Genomic DNA, 11,921 nt, shown 5'->3' with positions numbered 1-11,921 from the left:
ACGGGGCACCGTAGGGCTACTCGACCTCATAGCCGGCAGCCTTGGCCAGGTCCGCGATCAGCTTCTGCAGGTCGGGAAGAACCGACTTGATCGTCTTGCCTGACTGGACGGCGGGCTTGACGACGGTGACGAACGCCGCCACGGGGTCGTAGCTGGTCGGGTGCACGATCGGGTGGATCTTCGGTGCCGCGTCCTGGAGTACGGGGAAGGGGTCGGCGGCGTAGAACTCATCGGTCTTGAGCCGTTCCCCCCACGCTTGCGCGGCGGGGGCGTAAGCCGGGTAGGTGACGGCACTCTTCTGGTAGTCGATGTCCGTGCTCATCCACCGGATGATCTGTGCGGCGCCCTTCATGTTCTTCGAGTGCTGTGAGATCACGAAGAGGCCTCCGCCGAAGGCACCCGAGTAGTTCGTGGTCTCTCCGTCCCACTTCGGGATGGGTGCCGCGGTGATCTGCCCCTTGGGGGCGTTGTACGAATCGGCAGCCTTGAAGCGGAGGTCGCCGAACCATGAAGGACCAGGCAGCATCAGGATCTTGCCGTCATGGCCGAGCTTGCTCATCTCGGGGGAGGCCAGCGCGAACTTGGACATCGAGCCCTTGGCAAGCAGTGTGTCGAGCAGGCTGGCGACCCGGGTGCACTTGGGGTCGTTCGCGTCGATGTGGACCTTCATCTTTCCGGTGACGTCCTGCAGGGGGCAGCCGCTGCCCTGGAAGAAGTTGTAATAGCTGGACTGGTCCCCGCCGGCGCCGACGATGTAGCCGGGATGTTCCTTGGCGACTTTCAGGCCGAGCTTCTCGTACTCGGCCCAGGTCTTCGGCACGGAGTAGCCGAACTTGGCCATCAGGGGCTTGTTGTACCAAAGCACCGTCTGGGCGAGGTCGTTACGCAGGCAGTACAGCTTGCCGTCGACCTTGCAGGTGTCGTTCGTGTTGCCGAAGCCCTGCAGGACGTCGGCGGGAACCAGCGAGTCCAGCGGCTGGGCGTAGTGAAGCTTTTCGCCCGCCAGGTTGGTGAGCAGGTCGGGGGAGGTGAAGACGACGTCGGGCCAGCCGCCACCGGTGCGGTTGAAGAGCTCCAGCTTCGTCAGCAGCGTGGCGCCGTCGTAGGTGACGATCTTCATCTTGACGTCCGGGTGCGTCCGCTTGAACTGCTGGAAGCCCGCTTCCCGGGTGGCGTCTGTCCACACCAGCAACTCGGCGTTCTTGTCGTCGGTGATGGCCGCGCCGGACTTGGCGGTGCTCGGAGTGGCCGTGGTGGTCGACGAACAACCGCTGACGATCAGCCCCGTCACGGCAGCGATGGTCACGCTGGCGACAGTACGGGTGAACGGGGTGGTGCTTCTGTGTCTCATGGTGTGGCCTTGCCTGCCGGAGGGAACGAGGTATCTACATGTTGCATGTAATTTTTCTGGGGTCAATACTCCGGACCGATGGATTGGTCCGGGAGGGCAAAGACGGGTGGTGCCCGACGCTTCACGGGCGAGCGCCGGGGCGTGGCGGCCGGGCCGGCTGACCTGGAGGCGGATACGCCGGCCCGTTGCGGCGGAAGGGCGGGGGCCATGTGCTCAGGAGAGGGGATTGAAGCGGTCGGAGGAGAGGCGCGAGGGGCCATGCTTCGGCTGCCCGGTCAGGGAGGTGACTCCTCGTCGTTGACGCAGGACGCGAAGACTTGCGGCGGCAGAGGGATCCGGGACCCGGGCACGTCCGGGGAGCTGAAGGACGCGTCGGCAGCCGACTGCCGAGAGCATGCGGATGATGCGGCGCACCTGGACGTCGTCGGGTGAGAGCACCCACGGCCCGGGTATGAGCAGAACGGAGTGCTGCCCGTCCCTCATCGCCCGGACGAGGCGCTCCCACCCGGGCCGGAACGCCATGGAGGGGCAGCCGTCGTCCGCGTAGAGCACGGGGGCCGACAACCCCAGGTGCATGGCGAAGGTGTACAGCGCTTTGTGGTGCCGCTGGGTGGCCCCCGGGTTGGGCGGGTAGTAGCGCAGGTATGCGGCGGGCGGCTCGACGCCGGGGTCCTTCGGTGTGCGCAAGGAATCGGTCCCTTCGGGCGGGCGTGTCTCTGGCCGGCGGAGCCCGTCGGCCGGAATTCGGCAACGAGAGGCGGCTCCTGGCCGGCATGCGAGGCTGTGCGCCTCCTCGTGCGAGACGGGGACGGCGCGTCCCAGCAGGGGTGCAGCTGCTCCGGGGGATGGCAGGGGTTCGCTCCCTTCGATCGCTCCCAGGGGCATTGGTCCACACATGGGACGCTTCGCCGTCCGGAGAAGGGAAGCGGGAAAACACGTATACGGGTACCTGCGTTCTCGCTGCTTCCCACGAAAGCCGTGTGCTCGCTGCGTCGCGCTGTCCCGGAGGGTGCACGCCCCCATCCCCCTCCGCGGCCAGGCACCGGGAGGATCTGGTGGCAGCGCGCGGAAACGAGTGGCAGAGCCCCGGCCCGCCGCACCGGCTCAGCCGACCGCGCGCCGGACCCGCCGGCCTCCGGACAACCGTGAAGGTGGTGGACAGAGCCGGGCGGACCACGAACGGCGGGCTGCGCCGGAGGGTGGCCATGAGACGGTATCCGGGCTGTCAGCGGGTCGGCTCGTCGCCCTCCGGCAGGACCTGCTCCGCCCAGATGACCTTTCCCCGCGACGTGTACCGGGTACCCCAGCGGCGGGACATCTGGGCGACCAGGAACAGCCCGCGCCCGCCTTCGTCGGTGGTCCTGGCGTGACGGAGCCGGGGAGAGGCGCTGGTGCCATCGGCGACCTCGCAGATCAGCGTGGTGTGGCGGATGAGCCGCAGCCGCACCGTCGGAGTGCCGTACCGGATGGCGTTGGTCACGAGCTCGCTGACGATGAGTTCGGTGGTGAAGGCCAGTTCCCCCAGGCCCCACTCGGAGAGCCGTGCGGTGGCAAGCGTTCGTGCCCGCGCGACCTGTGCCGGGGCGCTGGGCAGCTCCCAGGTGGCGACGTCGTCGCCACCGAGCGTGCGAGTACGGGCGAGGACCAGGGCCACGTCGTGCGCCGGGGGCGTGTCCAGAAGCGCGGCCAGGAGACTGTCGGCGGCCTTTTCCAGATCGCCGTTCACGAGAGACAGAGCCGCGGTGAGACGCTCGGTCTCCATGGGGCCGGCCCGGGCGGATTCGTGGATCAGCCCGTCGGTGAACAGCGCGAGGACCGTCCCCTCCTGGATGCTGAACTCCGTCGACTCGAAGGGCAACGTGCCCATTCCCAGCGGCGGCCCGGCCGGCAGTTCGGGAAACAGAACGGTCCCGTCGGGCGTGATGACAGCCGGCGGCAGATGACCGGCCCGCGCCACCGTGCACGAGCGGGCCACCGGGTCGTACACGGCGTACAGGCAGCGCGCTCCCTGCAACGGCGAGGACGGTTCCTGCCCGTCGGGGTCGGGGGACTGCTCGTCCGCCAAGCGCAATACCAGGTCGTCCAGGTGCGCCAGCAGTTCGTCCGGCGGTAGGTCCATGCCGGCGAGCGTGTGGACAGCGGCCCGCAGCCGTCCCATGGCCGCAGCGGCAGCGATGCCGTGCCCGGCCACGTCCCCCACGACCAGAGCTGTCCGCGCCCCGGACAGCTGGATCACATCGAACCAGTCCCCGCCGACGCCATCGGCCGCGCCCGCCGGAAGATAGCGGACCGTGACATCGGCCGACGCGGAACCGCAGTGAACTCCGGGCAGGAGACTGCGCTGCAGCGTCAGGGCCGTCTGGCGTTCGCGGGCGTAGCGCCGCGCGTTGTCCAGGCACAGCGCCGCACGGGAGACCAACTCCTCGGCCAGCGCCACGTCATCGGCCTCGAAGGCGTCCGAGGGCGCCATGCGGACGAACAGGGCGAGCCCCAGGACCATTCCCCGGGCACGCAATGGCACGGCCATCAGCGAGCGGATGCCCACTTGCCTCAGCCGCTCCGCCCACAGGGGATCCTGAGCCGGCCGGCCGACCCGTTCGGCCCCCACCTCGGGCACAACGATCGCGGCTCCCTCCTGCAGGCATTGCGCCATCGGAGAGGAAGCCGGATATCCGGGGGGCTCCCCGAGAGCGGCGACGGCCGCCGCCATGTCCTCGCGGGCGCAGCGATGAGCCACCCGTCTCGGTGCCGAAGACGTGCCTGGACCGGGCAGGGGGGCCGGTGTGCCGACGAATACGGACTCCAGCAGGTCGACGGCAGCGACATCCGCGAACGTCGGGACGGTGACCTCTGCCAGTTCCGCCGCGGTGACCGACAGGTCCAGCGTGGTACCGATCCGCGCACCGGAGTCGGTCAGCAGTCTCAGCCGCTGCCGCGTGCGCCACCTCTCGGTGATGTCCACACCCATGTAGCAGACCCCGAGCACCCTGCCGTCCCCATCGTCCAGGCGCAGAAAGGACGTAGAGAAGGCGTGCACACGCCCCGGGTCGGACGGGACGTACCCCCGGTACTCGAAGCCCAGCACCGGTTCGCCGGTGTCCAGGACCTGCCGCATCTGCTGCTCCACCGCCTGCGGTGACAGCCGGGGCAGCACGTCCGCCATCCGTTGGCCGAGGCGCTGCGCCAGGGAGACGCCGGCCATGCGCTCCAGGGTCTCGTTGAGCCAGACATAGCGCAGCTCGGTGTCCAGCACGGCGATGCCGTAGGGAGAATGGGTGAGGAAGCGCTCCAGCACCACATGGCTGGTGTTCCACCACGGGACCCGGGCCAGGTCGACGGCCGCCAGATGCCAAAGGCTCCGGCCCGCAGCGTCGAGGTGCGGCGTCGCCTGGACGCCGAGGGTCAGCACTCCTCCACCGCGAGGGCGTACCCGCAGCACGCCACAAGAGGCACCGGGCGAGGCAAGCATCGTCGTGAACTGCTCCAGGTCGGCCGCGGATTCGACCAGCCCGGCGGCCGGCAGGCCCACAACATCGGACGCGGCGTAGCCCGTCAGTTTCACTGCAGCGACCGACCAGCCCACGACGACTCCGCTGCCGTCCACCACCGCTGAGGCGGTCGGCATCAGATCGAATGGCACCGGCGGCCCGGCCCTGTCACGGCCGCCCGACTGAGACATGGGCGGACCTCCTTGGAAAGACTTCTGGGGTCATGTGATTACGCCCCCCGCCCCCCGTTCCTCGGTGCAACAGCTCGGCCGGACCTGGCAGGCACCGCGTCGACACCACGCGACGCACCACCACCGCGCCCTGGGGCCATCAGCCGGCACCTGCGCCGGTGGGGGAGTGGATGACCTTCCAGGGAGGTCAGCCCTGCGTACGTGGGAAGTCATGGGTGAGGGCCGGCGAGCGTTTGAGTATCTCCGAGTAACCGCCGGCCCATGGCAGCGGGAGAACGTCCCGGTGTGACTGCCGGACGGCCCGCCGGTGCACTTCGGCGGCGCGGATCACGGTGGGCTCCTGCGCCGTCCGGCGGCCCGGTACACCGTAGGGGACGAGCACCCCCCGTCGCCGGACTGTGCAGGTGGTGCAGGGCGACGTTCATGACGGCTCCTTGGCGGTGACGACGAGGACATCCAGGGTGCGGGGACCGTGGACGCCCTCGACGCGGGAGAGTTCGATGTCACTCGTGGCAGACGGGCCCGAGACGAAGGTGAGCGGGCGTGCGGGGCGAAGCCGGGCGAGCGCTGCGGGCACATCGTCGGCGATCTCCTCCTGGCGGATGACGCACAGGTGGTAGTCGGGCAGCAGGGTCAGCGCCCGCCGCCCCTGTCCTGGCCCCGAGTCCAGCACGATCGTGCCGGTCAGGGCGATGCCCACCGCAGCGGTGCTGATCACACCGTCCATACGCTCCAGCTCATCGATGCCCAGGGGCGGGCGGTCGCTGCGCCATTGACAGGGGCCCGGGGGGAGCCATCCCCGTGGGAATCCCGGGGGCACCACCATCTGCTGCGCCCCGCGGTCTGCGAGCATCCGGCCGATCACCCACGCTGCCTGCTGCTCACCGGCGATGCGGACGGTGGCCCGGTAGCCGCCGACCCGTTCGGCGAACAGTTCCACCAGATCACCCGTCGCATGAGAGCGACGGTAGGCCCGCTCGATCGCGTTCCGTGCCGAAGTCCGTGGGTGACGCACATCCGTCAGCGCGGCCCGGATGCGTCCGAGGACGGTGTCACGACTGCTCATGCCCGTGCTCCTTCCGGTTGCGGGTCCACCACGTGCGAAACGACTCGGATGGGGGAGCGGGCATGTCACGGCTCTGCGACCAGCCTCGCAGAGGGCCGGGCAAGCGGCCGATCCGTCCCTTGCGGCCCAGCAGCCGGCCCCCGGCCCATGCGGCACGCTGGGCGAGCGCAAGCCTTCCGGGTGAGCTCAGTACCGCGGTGGCGCCACGCATCACCAAGGCCTCCACTGTCGGTACGAGCCTGCCCCTGCGCTTGGTACGCACGGCCTCGGCCCGCAGGTGGGTGAGTACCGCGGGAATGTCGATCTTCACGGGGCACGCGTCATAGCAGGCGCCGCACAGGGTGGAGGCGAACGGCAGTGACGCCGCGCGTTCGATCCCGACCAGCTGCGGCGTCAGGACAGCACCGATGGGGCCCGGATAGACAGAGCCGTACGCGTGGCCCCCGGTGCGTTCGTACACCGGGCAGACGTTCAGGCACGCCGAGCAGCGGATGCAGTTCAGGGCCTGCCGGCCCACCTCGTCGCCGAGCGTGGCGGTGCGTCCGTTGTCGAGCAGTACCAGGTGGAACGCCGAGGGGCCGTCGCCGGGAGTGATGCCCGTCCACATCGAGGTGTAGGGGTTCATCCGCTCGCCGGTGGATGAACGCGGCAGCAGCTGGAGGAAGACCTCCAGGTCGCTGAAGGAGGGGACGACCTTCTCGATGCCCATCACGGTGATCAGCGTCTCGGGCAGGGTCAGGCACATCCGCCCATTGCCCTCCGACTCCACCACCACGACCGTGCCGGTGTCCGCGGCGGCGAAGTTGGCGCCGCTGACGGCGACCTTGGCACGCAGGAACTTCTCCCGCAGGTGCAGCCTGGCCGCTTCCGCCAGCGCGGCCGGCTCGTCGGTGAGCTCCTCGGGTGCAGGTCGCCCCCAGCGGGACATCTCGCGGCGGAAGATCTCCGCGATCTCCGTGCGGCTGCGGTGGATCGCGGGGACCAGGATGTGCGAGGGCCGGTCGTCGCCCAACTGCACGATCAGTTCGGCCAGATCGGTCTCGTACGCGATGATGCCCTCGGCGGCCAGTGCCTCGTTGAGGCCGATCTCCTGGGTGGCCATGGATTTGACCTTGACCAGCTCACGCGCCCCGGTCGCCTTCACCAGGTCGGCGATGATCCGGTTGGCCTCGGTGGCGTCGGATGCCCAGTGCACCACACCGCCGGCCGCGGTGAGTGTCTTCTCCAGCTGCTCGAGGTGGTCCCCGAGATACCGCAGGGTGTGACGCTTGATTGCCTCGCCGGCATCCCGCAACTGCTCCCAGTCGTCCAGCTCGGCTGTGACCTGAAGGCGCCGGTCGCGGATGGTGGTGGTCGCGCGGCGCAGATTGTCCCTCAACGTGGCGTTGCCCAGCGCCTGCTCGGCGGCCTTCGGGAAGGACGGGGTGCCCAGGAACACCACGCCGCGGCCGTCCATCGCGCCGTTCATCGCGCTCCCCGTTCCGTTCTTTCCCCGGCGGCCAGGATTTCCGCCACGTGCATCGTGCGCATGAGGGAGCGCTGCCGGGACAGGCCACCGCCGATGTGCATCAGACAGGAGTTGTCGGCCGCGCACAGCACTTCGGCCCCGCTGCGGGTGACCTCGCTCGTCTTGTCGATGAGCATGGCCGTGGAGGTGCCGGCGTTCTTGAGCGCGAAGGTACCGCCGAACCCGCAGCAGGAGTCGGCTCGGGCCAGGCCGACCAGCTCCAGGCCGGCCACAGCACGCAGCAGTCGCTCGGGCCGGTCGCCGAGCCGCAGCCCCCGCAGGGAGTGGCACGTGGGGTGGTAGACGACCGTGTGGGGGAAGGCCGCCCCGACGTCGGTGACACCGAGGACATCGGTGAGGAACTCGGTGAACTCGTGGACCCGCGGCCCCAGTTCGGCGACCTCGGCACACAGGCGCTCGCGCCCGTACTTCTCGGCCAGCAGCGGATGGTTCTCGCGGACCATGCCCGCGCAGGACGCCGAAGGAGTGATCACCGCGTCGTAACCGGCGAAGGCTCGCGTGAACCCGGCCACCAAGGGGAGCGCTTCCCGGCGGTAGCCGGAGTTGAAGTGCATCTGCCCGCAGCAGGTCTGCGCCTCGGGGAACTCGACCTGGTGGCCGAGCCGCTCCAGCACCCGGACCACGGCCTTGCCGGTCCCGGGGAACAGGGTGTCGTTGACGCAGGTGATGAACAGCGCGATCCGCATCAGTACTCCCCCTCCGGCACCGGCGCCGAGGCAGTGAGCAGACCCGAGTCCCGCAGCTCCGCCCACAACGCGGTGGGAATCGGCTCCCCGAGCCGCTCGACCGCGTCGGTGATCTCACCCGCGGCGCGGGCCCCGATCAGCACGCTCGCCACCGCCGGATGGGCCAGGGCGAACCGCACGGCGGCGGCCCGCAGCGGTACCCCGTACCGTTCGCACACCTCCTGCAGGCGCACGGCACGCTCCACCACCCCCGGCGGGGCGGCCGCGTAGTTGAACCGTGCGCCGGGCTTGGGGTCGGCCAGCAGGCCGGAGTTGAACACCCCGCCGAGCACCACCGACACTCCCCGTGCGGCGGCCGCGGGCAGCAGATCGTCGTCGGCGGACTGGTCGAGCAGGGTGTAGCGGCCGGCCAGCAGGACCACGTCCACATCGGCCTCGCGAACGATCCGGGTCAGTGGGGCGCAGTGGTTCATTCCGGCACCGATCGCGCCGACGACGCCTTCCGCGCGCAGTCGCACCAGCGCCGGGAGTGCCTGGTCGAGCGCCTGGTCCAGGTGGGCATCCGGATCATGGAGATACACCACATCGATGCGGTCCAGGCCGAGCCGCTCCAGGCTCTCCTCGATGCTGCGCCGCACACCGCTGGCGGTGAAGTCCCAGCGGCGGACATGAGTGGCGGGGACGGCGAAGCCGTTGGCGAGGTCGTCACCGTGCGGGCCGGGGACCGGCTCCAGGATGCGGCCGACCTTGGTGGAGACGGTGAACCCGGTGCGGGTGCGGCCGCGCAGGGCCGCGCCGAGGCGGCGTTCGGACAGACCGAGCCCGTAGTGCGGCGCGGTGTCGAAGGTCCGGATACCCGCTGCCCACGCGGCGTCCAGTGCGGCTTCGGCGGTGTCGTCGCCGACGGGAGTGAAGAGGTTGCCGAGGGCGGCGCCGCCGTAGGAGAGCCGGGTAGTGGTGACGGTCGTGCCACCGAGGGGAACGTCGTCCATGGCGCTTGTCCCTCACCCTCTGGACGGCATCAGGCGCAGCCCGGCCATGCCGCCGTCGACGGCAAGGGCCGTGCCGGTAACCGAGCCCGAGCCGGGCGAGGCGAGATAGACGATCGCCGCGGCGACCTCCTCGGCGGTGACCAGCCGGCCGGTGGGCTGACGGGCGTTCAGCGCGGCGCGCTCGGCATCCGGATCGGCCGAGGCCTCCAGGAGGCGGCCGACCCATGGAGTGTCCACCGTACCGGGGTTGACGCAGTTGACCCTGATCCCCTCACGGATGTGGTCGGCGGCCATGGCCAGGGTCAGGGACAGCACTGCTCCCTTGGAGGCGGAGTACAGGGCCCGCTGAGGCAGGCCGGCGGAGGCGGCGATCGAGCAGGTGTTGACGATCGCGGCGTGCTTGGACGCCCGAAGGTACGGCAGAGCGGCCCGGGTGGTGCGCACCAGGCCGAGCACATTGATATCCAGGACCCGGTGCCACTGCGCGTCGGGGTTGTCCTCGACGGTTCCGACCGCGCCGATACCGGCGTTGTTGACCAGGATGTCGATTCCGCCCAGGGCTTCGGCCGCGCCGTGGACGGCCTCCTGCACGGACGCGTCGTCCGCCAGGTCTGCGGCGAAGCCGTTCAAGGGCGGCTGCAGGGTTGCGGTGTTCACGTCGATGACGGCGGTGTCGGCGCCCCGTTCGCTGAGCATGCGGGCGGTGGCGAGTCCGATGCCGGAGGCACCGCCGGTCACCACGGCGGTGAAGCCGTCGAGTTCGCGGGTCATACGGTCTCCCTCGAGGGTCGCATCGTGCCGAGGAGGCAGAGGGAGGTCGCGGTGGATGCGCGCCGTATCCACGCCGGACCCGGGGCGAAGGCGGAGGTGCGCCCGCCCGGTCCGTCGGCGGCATCGGTACGCGGCGCCGGAAGCGCGGCGAAGGAGTCGGAAGCATCTGTCACGGGGAGTCGTCCGGTTCGTATGAGAGGGGCAGCGGATGGAGTAGGTGCCGACGGCGATGTTCTGCAAGGCCATCGGGTCGTCCTTCCTCAGGCCTGGCCAAATGTCTGACGCTGGGAACCGAGGCCGTCGACGGCGAGCTCGACGGTGTCGCCGGGCCGCAGATACGGGTTGCCGGGCAGCCCGAGGGCGACACCGGCCGGGGTGCCGGTATTGATCACGTCACCGGGGTTGAGGACCATGTACTGGCTCAAGTACCAGATGATGTGCGCCACATCGAAGATCATGTTCTCGGTGTTGCCGCTCTGGCGGAGATCGCCGTTGACCGACAGCCGCAGACCGAGGTTCTGAGGGTCACCGACTTCGTCCGGAGTGACCAGCCAGGGTCCGAGCGGGTTGAACGTCTCGCAGGACTTGCCGAGGTCCCACTGGGGGGAGAAGTCCAACTGGAACTCGCGCTCCGAGACGTCGTTGCTGATCGCGTATCCGGCGATCACCGCGGGCGCATCGTCGGGGGAGTCCAGATAGCGGGCGGTTGCGCCGATCACCACTGCGAGTTCCACCTCCCAGTCGGTTCGGGAGGAGCCCCGGGGAATCAGAACCTCGTCGTACGCGCCGACCACGGTGGCCGGGTCCTTCATGAAAACCACCGGACGGGCCGGGATCGGCGCACCGGTCTCCTCGGCGTGGTCGCGGTAGTTCAGCCCGATGCACACCACCTTCCCGGGCCGGGCCACAGGGGCACCCACCCGCAGGTCGCTCTCCAGCAGCGGCAGGGTGCCCGACGCCACGGCTTCGCGCACGCGGTCGATGCCACCGGACGCCAGGAACGCCCCATCGATGTCACCCATCACATCACCGAGGTAGTGGAGCCGGCCGTCACCGTCCTGGACGGCCGGAACCTCCACGCCCCTGGGGCCGACACGAAGCAGTTTCAAGGGAATACCACCTACCTATTCCTGCGGATCCCGCGTTCTGCGAGCCATCCGGTGACTCCAGGAAGTGGTACACGACCTTAAGAGCCGATTGATTGGAAAAGCAAGATCTGACGGTGTCAGTACGTCATCGAAATACCCGTCGACCGGGACGGCACGATACGCAATCGGTGTGGACCAGGCGCGTCCTTACGCCGGGACAGGTGGTCTGCCGGTCGGAGTGAAAGATACGTAGGTAGTGAGTTTCCAGCACGTAGGTAGTGCCTTTCCGGTACATGGGTAGTGCTTATGGTCCTGGATGAGCGTCCCCTGCTGAAGGGGGATTTATGATATTGGAGGTGAAGGGTTCACGGCTGCGCCGGATTCCCGGGCCGACCCGGGAGATCTCGCCGCCGCATGGCCAGGACCGGCCTGAACGCCGCGTCGGCCCCTCGCCTACCGGCAGGTCCGGAAGCGGCGTTGTTTCCCGTAGGCGTCATGTCCCCACCGGCGAACGGGGAGCGTGCACCTCTTGACTTCGCTGCTGCGGCGCAGCGACCCGCAGGAACTTGGCACGTGGGAACCGGAAAGCAACGGGCGAGCGCTGGAAGGTCTCCGGGAGCGTCCTGTGGAAGAACAAAGCCACCGGATACATCGGAATGACCATGGAGATAATGCTTCTCCTGCTCTCAAAAGCAGGGATCACGTGCTAGCGACGACCAGGAAAGAGCCGCCGGGACTGCCCCTGCGGCATTTCTCCATC

General features: G+C 69.2%; 9 protein-coding genes. All 9 read right to left on the bottom strand.

The features are described 5' to 3' along the window. Positions 1–16 precede the first annotated feature (16 nt). The gene (locus tag ACTWOL_RS00185) at positions 17–1,306 is read right to left on the bottom strand and encodes an ABC transporter substrate-binding protein (protein WP_474292957.1); all 1,290 of its coding nucleotides are present in this window, start codon (positions 1,304–1,306) and stop codon (positions 17–19) included. 258 nt (positions 1,307–1,564) lie between these two features. Next, entirely contained in the window at positions 1,565–2,038 is a 474-nt protein-coding gene (locus ACTWOL_RS00180) for a hypothetical protein (protein ID WP_474292955.1), read from the bottom strand. 538 nt (positions 2,039–2,576) lie between these two features. Further along, positions 2,577–5,030: a SpoIIE family protein phosphatase gene (locus ACTWOL_RS00175; protein ID WP_474292953.1), complete on the bottom strand. Its 2,454-nt coding sequence runs from the start codon at positions 5,028–5,030 to the stop codon at positions 2,577–2,579. Between the two features lie 421 nt (positions 5,031–5,451). Beyond that, positions 5,452–6,096: a LutC/YkgG family protein gene (locus tag ACTWOL_RS00170; protein WP_474292952.1), complete on the bottom strand. Its 645-nt coding sequence runs from the start codon at positions 6,094–6,096 to the stop codon at positions 5,452–5,454. Further along, complete coding sequence (locus tag ACTWOL_RS00165) at positions 6,083–7,564, bottom strand: LutB/LldF family L-lactate oxidation iron-sulfur protein (RefSeq protein ID WP_474292950.1); 1,482 nt, start codon at positions 7,562–7,564, stop codon at positions 6,083–6,085. Before ACTWOL_RS00165 ends, ACTWOL_RS00170 begins: the two co-directional genes overlap by 14 nt. Continuing rightward, entirely contained in the window at positions 7,561–8,310 is a 750-nt protein-coding gene (locus ACTWOL_RS00160; RefSeq protein ID WP_474292948.1) for a (Fe-S)-binding protein, read from the bottom strand. Before ACTWOL_RS00160 ends, ACTWOL_RS00165 begins: the two co-directional genes overlap by 4 nt. Continuing rightward, the gene (locus ACTWOL_RS00155; RefSeq protein ID WP_474292946.1) at positions 8,310–9,302 is read right to left on the bottom strand and encodes an aldo/keto reductase; all 993 of its coding nucleotides are present in this window, start codon (positions 9,300–9,302) and stop codon (positions 8,310–8,312) included. Before ACTWOL_RS00155 ends, ACTWOL_RS00160 begins: the two co-directional genes overlap by 1 nt. Positions 9,303–9,314: 12 nt before the next feature. After that, positions 9,315–10,073 (bottom strand): SDR family NAD(P)-dependent oxidoreductase, encoded by a 759-nt coding sequence (locus tag ACTWOL_RS00150; RefSeq protein WP_474292944.1) that lies wholly within the window; start codon positions 10,071–10,073, stop codon positions 9,315–9,317. A 260-nt stretch (positions 10,074–10,333) separates the two neighbouring features. Further along, positions 10,334–11,182: a fumarylacetoacetate hydrolase family protein gene (locus ACTWOL_RS00145; RefSeq protein ID WP_474292943.1), complete on the bottom strand. Its 849-nt coding sequence runs from the start codon at positions 11,180–11,182 to the stop codon at positions 10,334–10,336. Positions 11,183–11,921: the final 739 nt, after the last annotated feature.

The sequence above is a fragment of the Micromonospora sp. IBHARD003 genome, from assembly GCF_056106285.1.
This window is presented reverse-complemented; position numbering and strand designations above follow the sequence as displayed.